This window comes from uncultured Marixanthomonas sp. (assembly GCF_963974425.1).
Lineage (GTDB): Bacteria > Bacteroidota > Bacteroidia > Flavobacteriales > Flavobacteriaceae > Marixanthomonas.
Genome location: NZ_CAXBCK010000028.1, coordinates 18,153 through 39,876 on the forward strand (window position 1 = coordinate 18,153; position 21,724 = coordinate 39,876).

General features: G+C 36.1%; 22 protein-coding genes. 11 read left to right on the forward strand and 11 right to left on the reverse strand.

The annotated features are described in order from the left end of the window. Positions 1–7: 7 nt before the first annotated feature. Entirely contained in the window at positions 8–637 is a 630-nt protein-coding gene (locus AACZ92_RS09615; protein WP_339700358.1) for an NUDIX hydrolase, read from the forward strand. Here the strand turns inward: AACZ92_RS09615 and AACZ92_RS09620 are convergent. Continuing rightward, a complete protein-coding gene (locus tag AACZ92_RS09620) occupies positions 599–2,347 on the reverse strand; it encodes a M14 family metallopeptidase (RefSeq protein WP_339700360.1) in 1,749 nt (582 codons plus the stop codon). The two genes, AACZ92_RS09615 and AACZ92_RS09620, sit on opposite strands and share 39 nt — an antisense overlap. A gap of 144 nt (positions 2,348–2,491) precedes the next feature. Here AACZ92_RS09620 and AACZ92_RS09625 point away from each other — a divergent pair, with 144 nt between their 5' ends. After that, positions 2,492–3,352 carry a T9SS type A sorting domain-containing protein gene (locus tag AACZ92_RS09625; RefSeq protein WP_339700362.1) on the forward strand — a complete coding sequence of 287 codons (861 nt, stop codon included), beginning with the start codon at positions 2,492–2,494 and terminating at the stop codon, positions 3,350–3,352. 428 nt (positions 3,353–3,780) lie between these two features. Here AACZ92_RS09625 and rho read toward each other — a convergent pair whose 3' ends face one another. Beyond that, positions 3,781–5,466: a transcription termination factor Rho gene (gene rho / locus AACZ92_RS09630; protein ID WP_339700365.1), complete on the reverse strand. Its 1,686-nt coding sequence runs from the start codon at positions 5,464–5,466 to the stop codon at positions 3,781–3,783. 199 nt (positions 5,467–5,665) lie between these two features. On the opposite strand from rho, the gene AACZ92_RS09635 reads away from it, so the two are divergent. Then, on the forward strand, positions 5,666–6,076 hold the full coding sequence (locus AACZ92_RS09635) for a DUF4293 domain-containing protein (RefSeq protein WP_339700368.1): 411 nt from the start codon (positions 5,666–5,668) through the stop codon (positions 6,074–6,076). A gap of 293 nt (positions 6,077–6,369) precedes the next feature. Here the strand turns inward: AACZ92_RS09635 and AACZ92_RS09640 are convergent, their stop codons facing one another. Continuing rightward, complete coding sequence (locus tag AACZ92_RS09640) at positions 6,370–6,861, reverse strand: metallophosphoesterase family protein (RefSeq protein ID WP_339700371.1); 492 nt, start codon at positions 6,859–6,861, stop codon at positions 6,370–6,372. A gap of 132 nt (positions 6,862–6,993) precedes the next feature. On the opposite strand from AACZ92_RS09640, the gene truA reads away from it, so the two are divergent. Both truA and AACZ92_RS09650 read left to right on the forward strand, forming a co-directional pair. Beyond that, positions 6,994–7,737 (forward strand): tRNA pseudouridine(38-40) synthase TruA, encoded by a 744-nt coding sequence (truA, locus tag AACZ92_RS09645; protein ID WP_339700374.1) that lies wholly within the window; start codon positions 6,994–6,996, stop codon positions 7,735–7,737. A gap of 49 nt (positions 7,738–7,786) precedes the next feature. Beyond that, positions 7,787–9,550, forward strand: a complete 1,764-nt coding sequence (locus AACZ92_RS09650) for an ABC transporter ATP-binding protein (RefSeq protein WP_339700377.1) — start codon at positions 7,787–7,789, stop codon at positions 9,548–9,550. Here the strand turns inward: AACZ92_RS09650 and AACZ92_RS09655 are convergent. Genes AACZ92_RS09655 through folP form a run of 3 tightly spaced genes read right to left on the reverse strand, consistent with a single transcriptional unit; the run spans position 9,502 to position 11,953 of the window. Next, on the reverse strand, positions 9,502–10,353 hold the full coding sequence (locus tag AACZ92_RS09655) for a DUF3667 domain-containing protein (RefSeq protein ID WP_339700380.1): 852 nt from the start codon (positions 10,351–10,353) through the stop codon (positions 9,502–9,504). The two genes, AACZ92_RS09650 and AACZ92_RS09655, sit on opposite strands and share 49 nt — an antisense overlap. 6 nt (positions 10,354–10,359) lie before the next feature. Then, on the reverse strand, positions 10,360–11,133 hold the full coding sequence (gene cdaA / locus AACZ92_RS09660) for a diadenylate cyclase CdaA (RefSeq protein WP_339700383.1): 774 nt from the start codon (positions 11,131–11,133) through the stop codon (positions 10,360–10,362). Between the two features lie 40 nt (positions 11,134–11,173). Continuing rightward, positions 11,174–11,953 carry a dihydropteroate synthase gene (gene folP / locus AACZ92_RS09665; protein WP_339700386.1) on the reverse strand — a complete coding sequence of 260 codons (780 nt, stop codon included), beginning with the start codon at positions 11,951–11,953 and terminating at the stop codon, positions 11,174–11,176. A 106-nt stretch (positions 11,954–12,059) separates the two neighbouring features. Here folP and AACZ92_RS09670 point away from each other — a divergent pair, with 106 nt between their 5' ends. The 6 genes from AACZ92_RS09670 to AACZ92_RS09695 all read left to right on the forward strand — a co-directional run bounded on the left by AACZ92_RS09670 (position 12,060) and on the right by AACZ92_RS09695 (position 17,648). Further along, a complete protein-coding gene (locus AACZ92_RS09670; protein ID WP_339700389.1) occupies positions 12,060–12,608 on the forward strand; it encodes a DUF1599 domain-containing protein in 549 nt (182 codons plus the stop codon). Positions 12,609–12,622: 14 nt separating this feature from the next. Then, positions 12,623–14,335: a BT_3928 family protein gene (locus AACZ92_RS09675; RefSeq protein WP_339700391.1), complete on the forward strand. Its 1,713-nt coding sequence runs from the start codon at positions 12,623–12,625 to the stop codon at positions 14,333–14,335. Positions 14,336–14,339: 4 nt separating this feature from the next. Continuing rightward, positions 14,340–15,413 carry an ABC transporter permease gene (locus tag AACZ92_RS09680; protein WP_339700394.1) on the forward strand — a complete coding sequence of 358 codons (1,074 nt, stop codon included), beginning with the start codon at positions 14,340–14,342 and terminating at the stop codon, positions 15,411–15,413. A 190-nt stretch (positions 15,414–15,603) separates the two neighbouring features. After that, on the forward strand, positions 15,604–16,353 hold the full coding sequence (gene tpiA, locus AACZ92_RS09685; RefSeq protein WP_339700397.1) for a triose-phosphate isomerase: 750 nt from the start codon (positions 15,604–15,606) through the stop codon (positions 16,351–16,353). A 174-nt stretch (positions 16,354–16,527) separates the two neighbouring features. Beyond that, positions 16,528–17,364, forward strand: coding sequence for a 50S ribosomal protein L11 methyltransferase (gene prmA, locus AACZ92_RS09690; protein ID WP_339700400.1), 837 nt, complete (start codon positions 16,528–16,530; stop codon positions 17,362–17,364). Positions 17,365–17,372: 8 nt separating this feature from the next. Beyond that, positions 17,373–17,648: an ATP-dependent Clp protease adaptor ClpS gene (locus tag AACZ92_RS09695; protein ID WP_339700403.1), complete on the forward strand. Its 276-nt coding sequence runs from the start codon at positions 17,373–17,375 to the stop codon at positions 17,646–17,648. 16 nt (positions 17,649–17,664) lie between these two features. Here the strand turns inward: AACZ92_RS09695 and AACZ92_RS09700 are convergent, their stop codons facing one another. The 5 genes from AACZ92_RS09700 to AACZ92_RS09720 form a co-directional block, all read right to left on the reverse strand. Beyond that, positions 17,665–17,958, reverse strand: a complete 294-nt coding sequence (locus tag AACZ92_RS09700) for a hypothetical protein (RefSeq protein ID WP_339700406.1) — start codon at positions 17,956–17,958, stop codon at positions 17,665–17,667. Between the two features lie 332 nt (positions 17,959–18,290). Continuing rightward, positions 18,291–19,199: a hypothetical protein gene (locus AACZ92_RS09705; protein ID WP_339700409.1), complete on the reverse strand. Its 909-nt coding sequence runs from the start codon at positions 19,197–19,199 to the stop codon at positions 18,291–18,293. A gap of 5 nt (positions 19,200–19,204) precedes the next feature. Beyond that, positions 19,205–20,473, reverse strand: coding sequence for an ABC transporter permease (locus AACZ92_RS09710; protein ID WP_339700412.1), 1,269 nt, complete (start codon positions 20,471–20,473; stop codon positions 19,205–19,207). A 5-nt stretch (positions 20,474–20,478) separates the two neighbouring features. After that, a complete protein-coding gene (locus AACZ92_RS09715) occupies positions 20,479–20,826 on the reverse strand; it encodes a hypothetical protein (RefSeq protein WP_339700415.1) in 348 nt (115 codons plus the stop codon). Between the two features lie 562 nt (positions 20,827–21,388). Next, positions 21,389–21,595 carry a hypothetical protein gene (locus AACZ92_RS09720; RefSeq protein ID WP_339700418.1) on the reverse strand — a complete coding sequence of 69 codons (207 nt, stop codon included), beginning with the start codon at positions 21,593–21,595 and terminating at the stop codon, positions 21,389–21,391. Positions 21,596–21,724: the final 129 nt, after the last annotated feature.

A 21,724-nucleotide genomic window follows, 5' to 3' on the forward strand; every position in this document is an offset into this window, starting at 1 on the left:
ACTGCAAATGTATAAAGTTTTTGTTAAAGATATTCCTATAATTCTTTCTACTGAAGAAAAAATAGGCAAACAATATACCTCCATCCCCTTAAAGCTAGCCAAGTTTAAAAAACTGATAAAAAAAATAACCAAAGGCGAGCTATTGTACGTAAACCTTTATCATAAAAATGAAGAGAAACTAGAAAAATTTCTTCGGAAAAAATTACCGGTGGTTGAAGCGGCTGGCGGAATGGTCTTCAATGATAAAAAAGAAATTCTTTTTATTTACCGAAATAAAAAATGGGACCTGCCAAAAGGTAAAATTGAAAAAAAAGAAAGCCATGAAGAAGCTGCCATACGCGAAGTGATGGAAGAAACAGGGGTGCAGGACCTTGAAATTCGTGAATTTTTAATGAAAACCTACCACGTTTTTAAACGCAATGGGAAGTTTAAGTTAAAAGTGACCTATTGGTATAAAATGCACAGCAATTACGAGGGCGAGTTGCATCCAGAAGAGAAAGAAGGGATTAAAAAAGTAAAGTGGAAAAACTTCGAAAAGTCCCAAAAAGCACTCACTAAAAGTTATGAAAATATTAAACTTTTGTTTCCGAAAGAATATTTAACCACCCACCCGAACGATCGGGTAACGAAGGTGTGATGTTTCATAATTAGGGGATTGTTTATGAATCCAATCTAATTGAGCATACCAGTTATTCGCAAAATTAGAATCGTTCTCTTTTTTAGTTTCAAACTCTTTTTTAAGAGATGGGTTCTCGTTTAAAAATAATTCGGCTTTATCTTCCCATACATACGGTGAAAAACCTTCTTTTTGTTGTAGAATGGCATCGAAAAAGTTCCAATTAAAAAACGAATCAGTTGCGGTAGGTTCTAAGGTTTCAACTAAGTAACGCACGCCTTCTTGGTCAGTTTTAGCAATGTAATCACCTTTCTTAACCTTAATATCTTCAGTTTTACTACTTACTTCAGTGTTATAATGTAAATAATGACCTTCGTATGGGGTTTTCACAGTTTCATATGTTTCAATTTTATATACTTCCGCAGTAATAACAGTGTCTTTCTTTACTTTTTCAAGTTTAATTTTGTTTTGTTTCAATAAGTCAATAACATTCCAATATCCTTTTGGGATAATATAGGATTCAGGGATAGTAACCGATTTTTTTGGTTTAAAATAATCATAATAAGTTATTTTCTTGGTATAGGGTTTGTTTCGGTCATATTTCAACCGTTTAGAACTTGTAATTTTGCTATCAATCATTTCGCCTTCATACCCTTTAAAATCTCGTGTTGAGGTTTTGCTGCTGTCAATTTGCCATTGCACTGGGTAACTAACTCCAGCTTTATAGGTCAATTGGTTAGAGTTACGGAGTTGGTGTATTAATTCGGCATCTTTGTCTACGATGTTAATCATGCTTTTCATAAGCTCATAAGTTCCTTCAACCCGATCTTTATAAGGTTTCAACATATGGGTTTCTACCATCATACCTATTGTATTAAAAAGAGTTGTGTACCCAGTTGAATAACGAGGCGAGTCTTTAAACTGAGAAAAGCCACCTTCTGGTTTACGATTGAAAACATTCACATAAGGTGTGATATCCCATTTTTTCTGTTGAAGAGAATCCTCTAGTTGAGGCATTAAAGCATTTTGGGTATAGGCGCCTAGTTCACCGCCTAATTTATTGTGTTGAGTGAATAAATGAGTAAGTGTATATTGGTAGTCTGCGCCATTACTAACGTGATTGTCTATAAAGACATCTGGTTTTACAGTTCGAAATAGATTGGCAAAAGCGCTTGCGTTTTTGGTGTCCGCCTTTATAAAATCCCGATTCAGGTCGTAATTACGGGCATTTCCACGAAAACCATATTCCTTAGGGCCATTTTGATTAGTACGGCTGTGGCTGTTTCGGTTTAAAGCGCCTCCTATATTATATACAGGTATGGCGGCAATAATTACATTTTTTGGCGCCTCTATTTTTCCTTCAGCCAAATCACGGAACATCAACATAGAGGCATCTATACCATCGGGTTCCCCTGGGTGAATGCCATTATTAATAAGGAGTACGATTTTATCTTCTCGGTTATTAAATTCAGACTCAAAGCTGCGATTAGGATTAAAGGTCACTAACGATAACGGTTCGCCAATATCAGTTTTTTCCATGGTATATAAGGCGATCGATGTATAATTTTCTGCCAGATTTTCATAAAAATCCATTACTTGGTAATACGTTCCTGTTTCTGTCCCTTTTGATGTTTCAAACACGGTGGGTTTTAATGTGTCTTTTTTATAGTCCTTTGAGGCACAGGAAGATAAGGTGATAAGGATAATAGAAATTGATATTATTTTTTTCATTATAAATCTTCGTTTTAGCAAATATAGTACATCACAGCGTTTTTTATTTTTGTTTTTTAACAAATTATTTCTGAATAAAAGCTTTTTATACTAGCTCACTTTGCTATATTTGTTACCAGAATATTAAACTTTAAACTTTTTATTATGAAAAAAATTACATTAGCTTTAGGAGCTTTACTAGTTAGTTTTAGTGGTTTTTCACAAAACATGATTGGAAATGAAGCAGATTCAAATCCGCAAAACATCATTCAATCAAGTCCGCAAATGGATCCTTGTAATCAAAATGTGGCTACAAACGGTTTGGAAAATGGAGGATTGTTTGGTGATCAACGTTTAGCTATTGACATTGATGTGGAAGCTGATTTTACATTTTCAATTGAAGAAATTATTCCTACTTTTGTTGGATTACCAACGAATGCTGAGTTTGTATTTAGATTAGATGAAGGAGGTTTACCTGGAATCGAAATATTTACTGTAGATGCGTATACAATTACTGATGATGTAATTACTGGAAGTAACTTTGGATTTGACTTTCATCAAATTACGTATACCTTGGATGAAGCTTTTGAATTAGAAGGTGGAGAAACAGGAAGAAAATATTGGATGGAGATTGTAACCGATGCTGATGGTTGGGAGTCTTCATCTGTAAGTAGTACAGGTTTACTGGGTGCATTTAATAATGAGGCTTCAGGTTTTGAGTGGACTGTTGGTACTACTGATTATGTATATGAGCTTAACGGAGACTGTAGTCCTACTTTATCAGTAAATGATAGTGCACTTTCTCAAGTATCTGTTTACCCTAACCCTGCATCTGATGTTTTAAACATTGAAACTCCAGCGACAGTTGAAGTTAACAGTGTAGCAATCTACGATGTATTAGGAAAAAGATCTAACGTATCTTTGGTAAATGGTCAAGTGAGAGTTTCTGATCTTGCAAATGGTGTTTACATCCTTTCTTTAGAAACTAATGTAGGTACATTGACTCAAAAAATCGTTAAGAACTAAGTAAACGTTCTTTACTATATTATTATAGAGCCTCGCGAAAGCGAGGCTTTTTTTGTTTTAAATATATGTAGTTATTTAAATTCCCACACGTTTTTTTCTTGTTATAAAAATCAGCTATAGCAAAGCAATATGTACGAAGCGTTTAATGCTACCATTATAAGTGACGCAAGGTCTTATCGTGTTTTTAGGTGTTAAGTCAGATAAAACTTTATATAACAACGGAATCACGAAGCTTACCTTATCACTAAAGTATCTGAATTGAATGAGGTGGATAAGTCTTTAAATATCTGTTTAAACCAATACTGTTGTCTTTTAAAACTTTTATAAGATAGTTCTAATAACTACTTAGTTAGAGTGATCAATAAAAAAACCGGATATACAGTTATTTGTATATCCGGTTTCTTATTTAAATCTATATTGACTAATGTTTAGCCATTCATAGAGACCAAAAACTCTTCATTGTTTTTAGTGTGTTTTACTTTATCATTAATAAATTCCATAGCTTCAACTGGGTTCATATCTGCTAGGTATTTACGCAATACCCACATACGTTGTATTACGTTCTCATCAAGCAATAAATCATCTCTACGAGTACTTGACGATGTAAGGTCGATAGCAGGGAAGATTCTTCGGTTAGATATCTTTCTATCCAATTGAAGTTCCATATTACCAGTTCCTTTAAATTCTTCAAAAATAACCTCGTCCATTTTAGATCCAGTTTCGGTAAGCGCTGTAGCAATAATACTCAACGAACCGCCATTTTCAATATTACGGGCAGCACCAAAGAAACGTTTTGGTTTGTGAAGCGCATTGGCATCTACACCACCACTTAATATTTTACCACTTGCAGGTTGTACGGTGTTATAAGCACGAGCTAAACGTGTAATAGAATCAAGTAGGATAACTACATCATGACCACATTCTACCAATCGCTTGGCTTTATCAATAACAATATTAGCAACCCGAACGTGTTCGGTAGCTTCTTTATCAAAGGTAGATGCAACAACTTCTCCCTGTACGTTACGCTGCATATCGGTAACCTCCTCGGGACGTTCGTCAATTAGCAAGATAATTTGATATACTTCTGGGTGATTTGCCGCAATACCGTTCGCAATGTCTTTTAGTAACATTGTTTTACCGGTTTTAGGCTGCGATACAATCATTCCACGTTGGCCTTTACCAATAGGAGAAAACATATCTATTATTCTTGTTGAAATAGTGCTTTGTCTATCGGCAATATTAAATTTTTCCTGCGGAAATAAGGGTGTTAGATGTTCAAAAGCTACACGGTCTCTTACTACATGAGGGTTCAAGCCGTTAATTTTTGAAATTTTAATCAATGGGAAATATTTTTCACCTTCTTTTGGAGGGCGTACTTCACCAAAAACAGTATCTCCTGTTTTTAACCCAAACAAACGAATTTGCGATTGCGATACATAAATATCATCTGGAGATGATAGGTAGTTGTAATCACTGGAGCGTAAAAAGCCATAGCCATCCTGCATAATATCAAGAACACCTTCGCTCTCTATAATACCGTCAAACTCATAATCTGGTTCTTTATAGCGATTTCGGCTGTCTTTATTACCGTTATTACGGTTGTCTTTTTGGTGACTTTTATTGTTGGTATTGTCTCTTTTAGCCTTTGGATGCTTTTTCTTATTGTCTGAAGAGTTGTTACTGCTCTTCTTGTTCTCGTTGTCATTTGAGTTCTTGTTCCGTTTTTCATTGTCGTTAGAACTCTTATTCCGCTTATCAGTGTCATTCGAGCTTTTACTGCGTTTATCAGTATCGTTCGATTTTTTAGGATCATTTTTTGTCTCCTGACTTTTTTTAGCGTTGCGGTTGTCATTGCTTTTGCTTCGCTGCTGTTGCGGTTTGTTTTGCGATGAAGATCGACTTTTGTCTTTAGGTTCTTCTTTTTTAGAAGTTGTATTCGTCGTATCGCTTTTTGCAATTTCCTTAACCGCACTAGGATTCGCAGCTTGGTAATCAAGTATTTGGTATACCAAGTCAAGCTTTTTGAAGCTACGGTATTTTGGGACGTTCAGTTTTTTTGCTAATTCCTGAAGCTCAGGTAGCTTTTTTGCTTTTAATTCTGAAATTTCAAACATTTAAAAATTGTGTGTGTTTAATTATAATAATTGAGTCCTTTGAGAAGGTACTATTATTGAATATTTTTTTTGAAGATTAAGTAACCGTTATTGAGGTGGTTACGAATAGATACTGCAATGATACAACAATATTTTAAATTTTGCTTGTAATTTTTTTAAAAAGAAACCCTATTTTTGCCAATAACAGCAAATTAATTATATGTTACAACGCATACAGACCGTATATTTGATTATTTCGGCCCTTATAATGGGAGCTTTGTATATGTGGTTTCCTGTGGTACAGGATGAAGCTGGTGTTATAGTGATTGAGCAAAGCGAACCTTTAGTTTTTGGTTTAATTTTCGGTTCTATCGCTTTAACTATTATTTCAATTTTGAGTTTTAAAAAACGGCAACGACAGTTTGTTCTTAACCGTTTAAATATAATAGTAACCTTTGTATTACTGGGAGTTTTCGTTTACAGGTCGCTAACCATATCCGGAGAAACATTAGTTTCAGAGAAGGGTATTGGGGTCTTACTTCCCATCATTTCTATCGTTTTTTTAGTGTTGGCCAATAAGGCCATTAAAAGGGATGAAGACCTTGTAAAATCAGTGGATCGTTTACGGTAAACCGTTACATCTTAGTATATTTTAGTGCGAACCCCCATAGGATGCCACCTTTGGGGGTTTTTTTATGAATTGGTGGCTTCAATAAAACTTTATTGAAACTGGGGTTTCAGTAAAATCACTTGACCACCTTGATTTGTAATAATTTATTTTTCAGAAACAATGAAGGCGGTTGAGTGATTTTGAAACAACACAGTTGTTTTCAAAATCGTATCGAAACCACCGACTTTTAAATGACATCACAACGGTCACTGAGCGGAGCCGAAGTGAGCCCAAAGTAATTAGAAGTTCTAAAATCACCTTTTAAACTCAATCACTTCCAAATTATGTATAGTTCCTTTGTCAACTTCAAACCGAAGCATTGTGCGGACAGTGTGAAACCCATGCTTGCCAATTGCACCAGGATTCATGTGCAACAATCCGTTTTTTTTATCAGGCATCACTTTTAGTATATGCGAATGCCCGCAAATAAATAATTTTGGTGGATTTCGGTATAGTGCCTCCCTAATACGTTTGTCGTAACGGCCAGGATAGCCGCCAATGTGTGTAATCCAAACATCGACACCCTCACAGGTAAACCGGTTGTTTAGCGGAAATTCTTTTCTAGCTTTGTCATCGTCAATGTTTCCGAAAACGGCTCGTAATGGCTTTAGTTGCTTTAACGTATCAGTAACTGTCAAGTTGCCTATATCTCCTGCATGCCAAACTTCGTCAGCTTGCTTTGCGTATTTTAATATGTCGTTGTCAATATGGCTGTGCGTATCGCTAAGAAGCAGTATTTTTTTCAATCTGTATGGTGTTATTCAGTTCGTACTTCGAAAATTATATTTCGTAACTAGTACTTTTTATTTTCGTCAATCGTACCTCGTATTTCGAACTTGGTTTTCGTATTTTTGTGTTTTTCAAAAATAAATGATTCTTTGCGATATTTTATCGAAATAGCCTATAACGGTGCTAACTATTTTGGATGGCAAATACAGCCTAATGCCATTACGGTTCAAGAAGTGTTGGAAAATAAACTTTCTATCTTGTTGAAGACCGAAATAAAAATCACTGGCGCTGGGCGTACCGATGCAGGGGTACATGCAAAACAGTTGTTCGCACATTTTGATTGTGGTAAAATTGAAAATGTTTCAGAATTATTATTTAGACTGAATTCTTTTCTTCCGAAGGATATAGCAATTTCAGAAATTTTTGAAGTTAAGAAAGATGCTCACGCACGTTTTGATGCCGTAGAACGGGAATATGAATATATGGTTTGCTTGAAAAAAAATCCTTTTATGAATGGTTTTGCGTATCAAATACATAATAAACCAGATGTAGAGTTGATGAATAGAGCTGCGCAAACACTATTGAACCATAACGATTTTCAATGCTTTTCGCGAAGTAAAACCGATGTAAAAACGTATCATTGTAGCATTAAAAAAGCATGTTGGGAAGAAGAAAATGAACATTTGATCTTCACTATTTCGGCAGATCGTTTTTTACGAAATATGGTTCGTGCAATAGTGGGCACACTTTTAGATGTTGGGTATCATAAAACGTCTTTAGAGTCATTTCAGAAAATAGTAGAAGATAAGGACAGGGGGAAAGCTGGTGCTTCAGCTCCAGCACACGGACTGTATTTAACAAAAGTGATCTACCCTGAAACAATAATAAAATAAAAATTAAACCGAAGTGTCGGCGAAGTCGAGTCGAAACGCAGGGAATAGTATGGCAAACTCAGGAAAAGCATTTGACTTTAAACTCTTTAAACGGTTATTGAAATTTACCAATGCCTACCGTTTAATATTTTATTCTGTTGCCTTAACAGCAGTAATAATGTCAGTATTGGCAATTGTGCGGCCAGAATTGATACAACAGGCGATCGATAACTCCATTGTACCTAAAGATGGCAGTGGTTTGCAGTTTTATATCTTATTGATGCTAGCTGCCTTGGTGTTAGAGGTGCTGTTTCAATTCGCTTTTATATTTTATGCCAATTGGCTGGGGCAAAGTGTGGTGCGCGATATGCGGGTTAAGTTATTCAACTTGATGATGAGCTTCCGTATGAAGTATTTTGACAAAAGTGCCGTAGGACGATTAACTACACGAGCTGTAAATGATATTGAAACCATTTCGAGTATTTTCAGTCAAGGATTGTTTATGATTTTAAGCGATTTGCTTAAAATGATTGTTATAGCAGGGTTTATGCTCTATAAAAGCTGGCAACTTGCTTTGATTGTCTTTGCTATTTTACCGTTAATTTTATATGCCACACGGGTATTTCAGCGGGCGATGAAAGTCGCTTTTGAAGAGGTAAGAAATCAAGTAGCCGATTTAAACTCCTTTGTGCAGGAACGCATCACGGGAATGAAAATAGTCCAAATTTTCACCCGTGAGGATACTGAGTACAGACGCTTTAAACAAATAAATGAAAAGCATAAAAAAGCGTGGATAAAAACCGTTTGGTATAACTCTATCTTTTTCCCAATTGCCGAAATGGCTTCTTCCATTGCTATTGGTTTGATAGTTTGGTATGGTGGATTAAACGCAGCTGGAGGTGGCATAATTACATTAGGTATTATAACGGCATTCATTCAATTGGCGCAAATGTTATTTCGTCCACTTCGGCAGATTGCAGATAAGTTTAACACCTTGCAAATGGGAATGGTTGCGGCCAACCGTGTTTTTGCTATTTTAGATACCAAATCGCATATAGACGATTCTGGAACCATAACAATGCCTCAAAGTAAAGGCCAGATAGAATTTAAAAACGTTCATTTTGGTTATACGGAAGAGGAAGAGGTAATTAAAGATATTTCTTTTAAAGTGAATTCTGGTGAAACGGTTGCAATTGTTGGGGCTACGGGCGCTGGAAAATCGACAATTATTAATTTATTGAATCGGTTTTATGAAATTCAGAAAGGCGAAATAATAATCGATGGCGTAAACACCAAAGAATATACATTAGAATCGCTTCGGAAACAAATAGCCGTAGTACTGCAAGACGTATTTTTGTTCGCCGACACGATATTGAACAACATTACTTTAAACGACCCTTCTATTACTGAAGAAGAGGTGGTTGCTGCTGCCAAAGAGATTGGGGTAGATAAATTCATAAAAACGCTACCTAATGACTATCATTACAATGTAAAAGAACGTGGTTCGATGCTTTCATCTGGGCAACGGCAATTAATTGCTTTTCTACGTGCGTATGTTAGTAAACCAGGGGTTTTAATTCTAGATGAAGCAACTTCTTCGGTAGATACGTATTCTGAAGAATTAATACAAAATGCCACTGAAAAAATTACAAAAGGACGTACTTCTATAGTAATTGCTCATCGTTTGGCAACCATTAAAAAAGCCGATAAAATTCTGGTAATGGACGCGGGTAAAATTGTTGAGACCGGAACCCACAAGGAATTGCTCAAAAAAGAGGATGGGTACTATCGTAACTTATACGAAGTCCAATTTATGGCAGAAGAAGCAGTATAGCTTATTTCTTTCTTTGCCCTTTCAGCTTCTATCAATTCATCTAAACTACCATTAGCTAGCATAATACCCATTATAATTATTGTAAAGATGATATAAAGAGGAATTAAAAGTGCAAAGAAATAGATGAACTTTATTAAAAGCTGCAAACCTGAAAGCTTGAAAAGTCGCTTCAAAACATAGGCAAAATAGACAATCTGAATTATAAAGGATGCCATAGAGATAATTCCGAAGAGAGTCTGGCTCCAGAACGTCAGAAAAAACAGACTTATGCTTATAATCGAAGCTTGCGAATAGCAGTAGAGGTTTATTATTAAGTGTTCCGCGTAATTGTATTTCTTTTTATTCAAAAACACGATCCAAGATAGCAAGGCTAATAGTGGAACAAATGCAAAAAACATTAAAGTCTGATATTCAAAAACACTACGGTACATAGTGCGTCCCAGTTCCATTTGGGCCGCATCGTTGTTTTGAAACATTAGCATTCCATCTAATGTTTCAGGGAAAAATTTAAGGAAAATGAAATAAAATATACTCGAAAAAGTCACCGCAATCGTAAAATACCCGAAGGCGTGAATATATTTTTTACGAACACCATCAATATAACCACCAATTACTTCTTCTGGTTTTTTAAAGAGATCAATAAAAGTCCGTACAGGTTTGTTGCTGTCAATACTAAAAAAAGCGTGGTAAATTTCAGATAAAAGATAACGAAGGGTCAATCGGTGCGTGATTGCTTTAGCGCCACATTCAGGACAATAGTTAGTTTTTGAGGTCAGTAATTCGCTGCAATTTTTACACTTCATACCGTATTATGTTAAGTCGTTTTCCAATTGTTTGGCAAGATCATCTATTTCGTTGAACAGTACAAACTCGCCGTCTTTTAAATAGGAAATCTGCCCGTTTTCTTCTGAAACAACAATACAAACGGCATCTGTTTTTTCAGAAACTCCTACTGCGGCACGATGTCGTAATCCAAAACGTAGCGGGATACTTCGGTCATTCGATACCGGTAAAATAACCCTGGTGGCAGTAATTGTGTTATTTTCAATAATCATAGCTCCATCGTGAAGCGGACTATTTTTAAAAAAGATGCTTTCTATAATGGGTTTGTTTATTTCAATATTCATTTGATCACCAGTGTTTTTCACAAAATCAAGACTGTTGTTTCGTTGTATTACAATTAGTGCTCCCATATTTTTACGACTCATCGATTGGCAAGCATTCATGATGGCTGGAATATCGGTAGTAATTCCAGCTTCTTTAGAAAGTAGCCGAAATTGTCTAAAAAATCGTTTACGAGCATTGAGATTGGTGGAACCCAGCATTAATAGGAACTTTCTGATTTCCTGCTGAAAAACAACTATAAGTGCAAACATTCCTACTCCTAAAAAACCACCTAATATTTTACTTAAAAGCTCCATTTGAAGGAGTTTGGTGATTTCAGAAATGGCGATAATAATTACAATTCCTATAAAAATATTGATAGCAACCGTCCCTTTTATTAGCCTATACAGGTAGTACAGCAAAAATGCTACCAGTAAAATATCAATAATGTCTATAATGCGCAGGTCTAAAAATTCCAAAGGGTGTGCTTTTTATGTCTATTGGTTAAAAATATAAAATTTATAAGTAGGGAGTAAGCATTTCGGTTAACTTAATACATTCTACAGCTTCTTTTACGTCGTGTACGCGCAAAATTGATGTTCCTTTTTGTAAAGCAAGCGTATTTAAAACCGTAGTTCCGTTTAGCGCTTCTTTTGCGGAAATGTTTAAGGTTTTATAAATCATTGACTTTCTAGATATTCCGGCTAGAATAGGAGCGTCCAATTGTTTCAGCAACTCCACTTTTTGTAATAATTCAAAGCTTTGTTCTTTTGTTTTTGCAAATCCGAACCCCGGATCGATTATAATGTCGTTAATGCCTGCTAGCCTCGCTTTAGCTATTTGTCCAGAAAAAAAACGGATAACTTCAATGGTAATATCATTATAATCCGTTTGCTGTGTCATAGTTTGTGGAGTACCGCGCATATGCATTAATACATAGGGTACTTGCATTTTCGCAACGGTGGTAAACATGGCTTCATCTAAACTCCCTCCGCTAATGTCATTTACTAGACAAGCACCAGCCTCTACTGCTTTTTTGGCAACTTGGCTTCTAAAGGTGTCGATTGAAATTAGCGTCTCAGGAAATTCATCTAAAATGCTTTTAATGGCAGGTACAACACGGCTTATTTCTTCTTCTTCTGGAATAGCTATGGCATTCGGTCTAGAACTATATCCGCCCACATCTAAAAAGGTAGCACCTTCGCTAAGCATTTTTTCTGCTTGCTGTAAAATGGAATCTTTATGTGTTGTTTCTCCTCCGTCGTAAAACGAGTCTGGCGTTACGTTTATAATGCCCATTACCTTTGGTTTGGACAAGTCTATAAGGGTGCCGTTACAATTGATTGTGTTCAATTTTCTATTTTGAATTATTTAAGCGAAATTTACGGAAAATCTTAAAAACCCAATGGCTGAAACCCTAAAACAATACGATGCGGTAATTACTACTTGTAAAGAGTTGTTTACCAACAAAATGAAAGATTATGGTAGTGCTTGGCGTATTTTACGGTTACCATCCTTAACCGACCAGATATTTATAAAAGCACAGCGCATTAGAGGCTTACAGCAAAACACCGAACAAAAAGTTGATGAAGATGAGGTTAGTGAGTTTATCGGAATCATCAATTATTCCATTATGGCATTAATACAATTACAAAAAGGGATTGTAGAACAGCCAGATCTTTCCTTGGAAGAAGCCATACAGCTTTATGATGAGCAAGTGGCTATCACGCGACAACTAATGATTAACAAAAACCACGATTACGGTGAAGCGTGGCGCGATATGAGAGTTTCATCATTGACAGATTTAATACTTCAGAAGTTGTTACGGGTAAAACAGATTGAAAATAATAAAGGGAAAACATTGGTTTCCGAGGGGATCGACGCCAACTATCAGGATATGATTAACTATTCAATCTTTGCCATGATTCATTTGGAAGAATACAATAAAAACTAAAAGAAAAAAACATTATGAAAGTACTAGTAGGCATTTCAAGGGTATTGGTAGGACTCCTTTTTATTTTCAGCGGCCTTATTAAATTAAATGATCCCATAGGTTTTTCATTTAAACTACAAGATTATTTCGCTCCGGGTGTATTAAACTTGGAGTTTCTTGTCCCATATGCCTTACTCATCGCAATTTTTGTAGTTATTTTTGAAGTATTGTTAGGAGTGACGCTGCTTATAGGCTACTTGCGAAAGTTCACAGTATGGAGCCTCTTGTTAATGATTATTTTCTTTACTTTCTTAACATTTTACTCGGCATACTTCAATAAAGTAACCGACTGCGGTTGCTTTGGGGATGCCATTCCATTGACCCCTTGGCAATCCTTTATCAAAGATATTATCTTATTGGTTCTTATTTTAATTTTATTCTTCGGAAGTAAATATATTAAACCTCTTTTTACCCGAAACATTCGTAGCCTGGTGATATTTGTGTGCTTTATTGGTTGTTTAGGCGTTACGTATCACGTATTAATGCATTTGCCTGTAATAGATTTCCGTCCTTATAAAATAGGGGCTAACCTAGAAGAGGGGATGACTATTCCAGAAGGAGCGCCGAAGCCTATTTACGATTATGATTGGAAGTTTAATGTGGATGGAGAAGAAAAAATAGTAACCACAAAAGGCGACTATCCAGAACAAGAAGGAGAGTTTTTAGGAGTAGAGACAACAGAGATTCAAGCAGGTTATGAGGCGCCTATTCACGATTTCACTATTGAACGGGATGGCAAAAATTATTTAGATGAATTTTTACAAGAAGAAAACCTGATAATTGTAGTAGCTTATAACTTAAATAAATCTGAAAAAGATGGATTCTTCCCAGTTCGTGATATAACTAACGAAGCACTAAAAAAAGGGTATAAAGTAATTGGTATGTCGGCATCTTCTACTGAGCGTACAAATACATTGGCAGAGCGCTATAAATTGAACTTCGACTTTTACTTTTGTGATGAGACTACGTTAAAAACGATTGTCCGAAGCAATCCAGGAGTGTTACACCTTCAAAAAGGGACTATTAAACAAAAGGTACATTGGAACGATTTGGATCAATTACAGCTACAAAAATTGGAAACGGCAAAACCGGACTTAGACTTCAACCTAAAACATCGTTTAGATAGTATTGCTGTATTAGACCAACGCTACCGGAAACTAATGCAAGCCAAAACCCCCGAAGAACGAGCAGCAATGGGCGAAGAAATGGGCTTAACTCCTGAAGAATATAACGGCGATCTTTGGTCTATGCAAACTGTTATTGACAGTAGCAATATGCTTTTTGTTGAAAAAGTTTTCAAAAGTATGGGTTACCCAGGTAAAACACACGTAGGCGAACCTACCAATACAGCCGCCTGGTATGTGTTGCAACATAACCCTGATAAAATACCCGAATATTTACCGCTAATAAAAGAAGCAGGGAAAAAGGGGGAAATACCTTTCCGTTTGGTGGCGATGATGGAAGATCGTTATTTAATGAACCAAGAGAAACCACAGGTGTACGGTACACAAGGAAGAAACTATGATGATGAACGCGGCAGCTTTATCTGGCCTATTGAAAATCCAGAAACTGTAAACCAACGTCGTGCAGAAGCGGGTTTTGATCAAACCATCGAAGAATATGCAAAGCTATTGTTTGGTGACGATTTTGAGTACAAAGTAGTAACAATGGAAACTATAAATCAATAAGCTGGTGGCAGGGTACATACTACAAAAATTAGGATATGCTTTATTAACGCTCTTTGGCGTGGTAACGGTTATCTTTTTTTTGTTTACTATTTTACCCGGCGATCCCGCACGTATGATGTTAGGCCAAAACGAAAGCGCCGAGCAAATTGCCGTAGTGAAAAAAAAGTACGGATTCGATAAACCGGTGGGGCTTCAGTACGTGTATTATTTAAACGATTTATCTCCAGTCTCCTTCCATAGTACAAAGGATGATGACTATACATTTCTTTCAGAAGGAAAGTATAATGCAGCTTCTTTATTTACAATAGGAAACACAACTGTCGTGTTAAAAACTCCCTATCTTCGAGAGTCGTTTCAGAAGAATGGTAAAAAAGTAAGCAAAGTAATAGCAGAAACCTTACCTAATACTGTGGTGCTAGCCGTTTCAGCCATTATTATTGCTATGGTTTTGGGGGTGTTGTTGGGCATTGTGTCAGTACTATTTAAAGATCGATGGGTTGATAAGTTAATCCAATTAGTAAGTACGTTAGGTATGAGCGTGCCGTCGTTTTTTAGTGCTATTTTGTTTGCTTGGTTGTTTGGGTTTGTATTGCATGAATATACCAATTTAAATATGACTGGGAGTCTTTATTATGTTGACGACTTTGGTGAAGGAACACACATACAATGGAAAAACCTGATTTTACCTGCTTTAGTTTTGGGCATTCGGCCATTGGCTGTGGTGTCGCAACTAATGCGAAATTCACTACTAGAGGTGCTCAACCAAGATTACATTCGCACTGCTAAGGCAAAAGGATTATCCTTTGCAACGATTATTAGAAAACACGCCTTAAAAAATTCTTTAAACCCAGTGGTTACTGCTATCTCTGGATGGTTTGCATCTATGTTAGCTGGAGCGGTGTTTGTAGAATATATTTTTGGCTGGAATGGTTTAGGAAAAGAAATTGTAGATGCTTTAAACACCTTAGACCTTCCTATAATTATGGGAGCTGTATTAATCATTGCAATTGTATTTATTGTAATCAATATTTTAGTAGATATTATTTATGGCTGGTTAGACCCGAAAATAAGTACGTAGTGAGCAGTGATATGTTACAGTAGAAAGTAAGATATAAGTAGTGGGCAGATGGTGTTTGGGAGTCTAAAAAGGAATAGTATTTTTAAAACTAACGCCTCGATTCCTGAGCAAAAAAAAAATAACTAACTAACAAAGGTTCCTAAGTGAAGTCGAAGGGAACAACTAACAAAAAACGAAAAAAATCAACCTCATGAGACAAAAAATAGTAGCAGGAAACTGGAAGATGAATAACGATATGGCCGAAACTGAAATGTTTTTGGTTCAATTAAAAAAACAGGTAATTCCCGAAGGAGTTTCACTAATGATTGCGCCTGCATTTACCAACTTAAATCATACCTACCAATCTGTAAAAGACCATCCGGTGACGGTGGTTGCTCAAAATTTACATCAGAGTGAAAAAGGTGCTTTTACTGGCGAGGTTTCCGCAGGTATGCTTAAGAGTGTAGGTGTGAAAACTGTTATTTTGGGGCATAGCGAACGCCGTTCTATTTTTAATGAAGATAATGACCTGTTAGCCGAAAAAGTGAATACAGCTTTGGAAAACGACATGACCGTGATTTTCTGTGTAGGAGAAGAATTGAGCCACCGAGAAACAGACGATCACTTTAAAGTTATTAACGAACAATTGGAAGAAGGACTGTTTCACCTTTCCGAAGCAAATTGGAAGAATATAATTATTGCTTACGAACCAGTTTGGGCTATTGGAACAGGAGAAACCGCAAGCCCAGAACAAGCTCAAGAAATGCATGCTTTCATAAGAAAGACGATTGCTGATGCTTATTCTAATACAATCGCTAAGAACGTTTCTATTTTATATGGCGGAAGTGTAAAACCTAACAATGCTTCGGAAATATTCAGTCAAAATGATGTGGATGGTGGATTGATAGGTGGCGCTTCGTTGAATGTGGAAAGCTTTATGAAGATTGCAAACTCCTTTTAGCCCTTCGATGCCGCCTAGGGATCGTGGGTAGTTGTTAGAGGATAGTACACGCTAGGTAAACTTATAAAATTGCAAATCATATAGAAGATAGAGAAGGTGGCTGAGTGTTTCGCTGAAAGCGGAATGTATCGAAGCCACCGGTAAGCTATAAAACCTAAAATTTGAATCGAAACTATGTCAGAAATATATATAGAATACACCTTTACTGTTACACCAGTACAACCGGGGACAGATATTTTAATTGCTGAACTTGGATATACCGGATTTGAGAGTTTTGTGGAAACTGAAACCGGAGTACTTGCTTATATACAAAAAGAGGAGTGGCACGAGAACATATTAGATGAGGTGCAAATTCTTTCATCGGAAGCGTTCACGATTGAATATAATAAAAAAGATATAGCGCAAACCAACTGGAATGCAGAGTGGGAACAAAATTTTAAACCCATCGAAGTAAATGATACTTGTGTGGTACGAGCACCTTTTCATGAGAAACGTGGCCTACCATATGAGATTATTATAGAGCCAAAAATGTCCTTTGGTACTGGACACCATGAAACCACCTTTATGATGCTACAGCACATTTTAGAAAATGATTGGAAAAATAAAACCGTACTTGATATGGGTTGTGGTACAGCCGTACTGGCCATTTTAGCTGAAAAGCGAGGTGCTACCCAATTGGATGCTATTGATATTGATACGTGGTGTGTAGAAAACTCCCAAGAGAATGTAGAACGAAATGACTGTTCACATATTTCAGTTGCTTTGGGTGATGCCACTGTGCTACGTACTGAACCTACGTACGATACCATTATCGCTAATATTAATAGAAATATTCTACTGGCTGATATGGATGTTTACCACCGTTGTCTAAAACCAAATGGGGAACTCTACCTAAGCGGATTTTATAAAGAAGACCTACCACTTATACAGGAATGTTGCAATAAGTTAGGACTCACTTTCGTTGAAAATAAGGAACGGACTAACTGGATTGCCGCAAAATTTGTAAATTAGTAGTTGCTATGAGTACCAAAGAGAAATTACAGGAAGACCTGTTAGTTGCCGAACAAGAAGACAAAGAAAACCAGATTGTTTTGTTCAATGATGAGGTGAACACCTTCGATCACGTTATCAATATGCTTATTTACGCGTGTGACCACACTCCAGAACAGGCGGAGCAATGTGCTATTATTGTACATTATAAAGGAAAATGTACTGTAAAATCTGGAGCCTACCCAGATTTAGAACCTCGTTGTACCAAGCTATTGGAAGCCGGATTGAGTGCTGAGATCCAGTAGGTATTTCTCCTTTATATCAATGATAGAACCCGCAAACTGTCATACCGAACTCGTTTCGGAATCGTATCAAACAAAGTGTAGCGTATTCATAGTATAAGCCTTGTTTTTTCAATACTTCGACCCGTTTAGTACAAAACTTTCTGAAAATTATTTCGATATTAATGCTGGTAACACCTTCCTGAAGCATTTTTGGTTTTTCGCTTACAGCGTCGTCCGGATTGAGTCCTTCCGGAACATTGCACGGCGTAGGTGCTACGGGAATTTGTGGTAGGAGTGGTGACTTTCTTTTCTTTTGTCGGTGTAAGCGCACTTGTGTTTGTAGTGTTGGTGCGAGGGGATGGTTTACATACGCTGCAGGCCGAATAGCCTAAACCAATGGCTTCTTCAAGTGTTTTTTTGATACTGGAGTATCGTAAGTGCGTACAAGTTTCAACATGATACTTTTCCCCCGTTTTCGTCACATATACTGAATCTTGTCCATAACAACTGATGGAAAGCAGGAAAAGAAGTAAAAAAACAAGCTTGAGATGCTTCATGATCAGTTGATTAATGGACAAGATACTATTTTTATCCAAATTATAGATTTCACATAAATTGATAACAGGATCAAATCCCTTTGTATCAAATTACATCTTTGTAAAATTAGTGTAGGATAAAATCTTTGATAATTTTATCCATATTTGAAGGCAAACCAGCAGTCTTAAGCTCAAAGCGTTTTACATCCATCGCCTCAAACCATTCCTTCCAATACCGCATGATAACATCTTCCTCATACGGGTTTTTCTTATCTGGGTTGATACCAAGAACAAGGATTTCCAAGTTACTTAAATCTGAATTGGCAGTAACAAATCCGTATCCCTTTTCATCCAATTTGTTTTTCCAATCAGCGGTATTCAAGGTAAAGCCTCTAATCGTTTGTGGGGTTAAGTAAGTAGTCCTGTTTTCTTCCTTAATTTGAGTATCCTTATGGTAAATATAGCCATCGGTTAGAATCACTAAAATATTTCGGTGGTTTTCTTCAATACAAAAATCCTCCACTTTTGTTTTAAAAAAACGCCAAGTATCCGATCCCACATATTTATTATCAGCAATAGCCAATTCATATATTTCTTTCGGTTTTGTTGCGTAGATACTCTTCACTTTATCCAATAATTCTAAGGAAGCATTTTCTCTTGTAATATGAAACTTCAGTTGATTTGAGATTGAATTGATAGTTGAATTTTTAGGCTCAGGGTCGAAAAATACCTGAATTTTTTCATCCATCGCTCGGACTCTTTTAGAACGAAGGTGTGTATCGAAGGCTTCTGAGACAGAGGTAATATAGGCTGCATCCCTTTCGTAATATTCCATAGTCTCGTTCGGATATTTTTCGGGATTAATCCGATCAGATAGGTCTAAAAGAAAGCTGATATTTAAATTTTCATTAGAGTTGTTTTTGGACGTTACATCAATAGCCTGTTGTTTTACTGCGGCATCTCTTGAATTATCTTCTACGCATCCCAAGCAAAAAAATAGGACTATACCGAAAATTATATAGTGTATACTTTTCATAAAATTTAGTTTTTAGCGAATACCAATTGTTGGAAGTCCATATCCACGAGATTGAGATTTTCCAAATGTTTTTGTTCTACTTCTTCACATTGATTTCGAATGTCATCTAATTGATTCATTGGGAATTTAAGTTCCGAATTGATAGCTTGATACCAACCCATTTTATATTGGTAGTGATAGTTCAGATATTCTTTTACCGGAAACACAAAGCCATCAATTTTGGATTGGAGTTCTGAAATAACACCCTTAATAGAGGTTATATCATGTTTCACCTTCTCTTTTTGCGAAGTCAAATCTGCTTTTTTGGCAATAGCATTCTTGATGTCCTCTTTTCTGTTTCGGATAAAGGCTTTAATCTTATCCACATTTTCATGTTCCTTCATTACAAAATCAAATACAAGCCCCCAAATGATATAAACTACAAAACCGGCAAAAATAATTCCCCAGAAGTTTACACTTTGAATAGCATCTGTTGCTGTAAATTCCTGTCCAAGCAAGGCATTAAATAAGAATATTTTTTTCTCAATCAAATACGCCAGAATAACATCAAAAGCAAAGGTCAAAAGAAACAAAGAAGCAAGTTTTAAATAGGAATGCCACCCTTTATTTTTCTGAAACATATGAACTAAATAACCCAATCCCATAAAGACAAATGGTATAGTGCCTACAAAAACAGCTTCTAACCAGCCATCTGAAATAGACTTGCTCAAGGCATTCGCATCAAAAATAGCTGCAGTCAAACTATCGGTCTCAAAATCTTTAAAAAAGGCAGAGTAGGAGGCTGAAATATAAAAAACAAAAAGATAGATTGTAATGGGTAATAATAAACACAAGCCAATGTAAAATTGAGCTTTGGGGCGTTTGTCAGCATCTACGCCATAGTTATCAGGGTTTAGTTTAACGTCTGATATTTCAAATTTTAGTGATTCTATTTTTTTATCCAATGCTTCCACTTGATCTTCATAAATATGAAAGACGGTTTCTCTTTTTTTGAGCTCGGTGCGCTGCTTTTCTTGTTCCTCAATGTAAGGCTGTTTAAGGCGCTTTTGTTCATTTAGTTGTTTTCTACATAAGTTCTCAAAACTATTGTAGAGTTCACGCAAACCGGCACCAAATGTCGTAGAATTTCCGCTTGCTTTTTTTGAAGCACCATACCCACTTTGATAATAGGTAACCCGTAATTGCTCGCGTGCATCTTCGGTAGTATCATCCCAGCCATTTGTTGTGGGTTCAGGGTTCTTTTTTAATTTGAATAAATTGTTGATTGCTCCCATAATGCTTATGAATTAATAGCTTGAATAATTTTTTCTTTTGGTAATTTCTTCTTAGCTGCTTCCAGTAGATAGTCTGTCAATTCAGTGATGTTTTCCTCCAAAAATTCAAATTTTTGGCAATATTTTTTTAAAGTGACATATTCATCCTCGGTGACTACCTCGTCCGCCCATATCATGACAGCTAAATCATAGAGGTACTCCACTCGTGCTTCAACACTTTCAGGAATAGCGGTATCATGAGAAGGGTTTAATAAAATTTCATTTAGTTGTTCTTTGGTCAAACCCCGTTGCTCGGCAAAATTATAGAGCATCTGCATTTCCAGTCTATCGAAATTATCATCTGAAAATGCCATTTGATACAGTCTTAAAAAATGACTTTTTAGTTCGGTTGTGATCATGGTAGTTATGGGTTAAATTAATGTAGACTATGTTTTTATTTAAGTGATAATGGAAATAACAGAAATAGAAGCCACAAATATGACAATCAATATTACCAAGCAACCACTATTTTTTGCTTTGCTAAAACTCTTTCGGTAGGTCACGCCCTTAATACCGGTTCGAACCGAATATCCTTTAGAACTAATACTGCCCCGCTTGTTCCGGTAACTGGGTGATATGCCAGATTTACTGACATTAATTCCAAAATGTTTTCCTAGTTTAATCCTTTTTTGAAATCTGAAACTCATCTCTTAGGTGTTAACAGTTACATTCTGATCGATCAACATATGTTTTATTGCCATTACTATTGTAGTAATAACAACCTCCTTCAGGTCCTTTGTGTAGTTGATTCCCATTATGAGTACCACATGAAGAATTGGAGTGAATATTGTCGTCCTCTGATTCACAAGATATTAAGCTTGCAAAACATACAAATAATAATAGCGTTAGTTTTTTAAACCCCATTTTAATTATAACTTAAGAGGTGTGACATTCATTTGAACAATAATAACATCCATTTGCTGTTGAATAATGTTTTTTAGCTTCCCTCACGGCACTTTTACAGCTAGAAAAGTCTCCTAAATATATTCTATTGTCAACTTTGGGAAGAAAGGAACAAGTGGAGGTATGAACTTCGTGATCTCCATTTGCTTGAGCTTTTTTGTTTACATAATACCTTGCCATGATTTTTTTTATTTTAATCAAAATTATATTCTTGAAATTTAAATCCCTTACGGGGTTCCGTAAGGGATTTAAAATGATTGAAATTACGCGTAACGTATTAATTTCCAAGTAACAGCTTTATTGTTATAA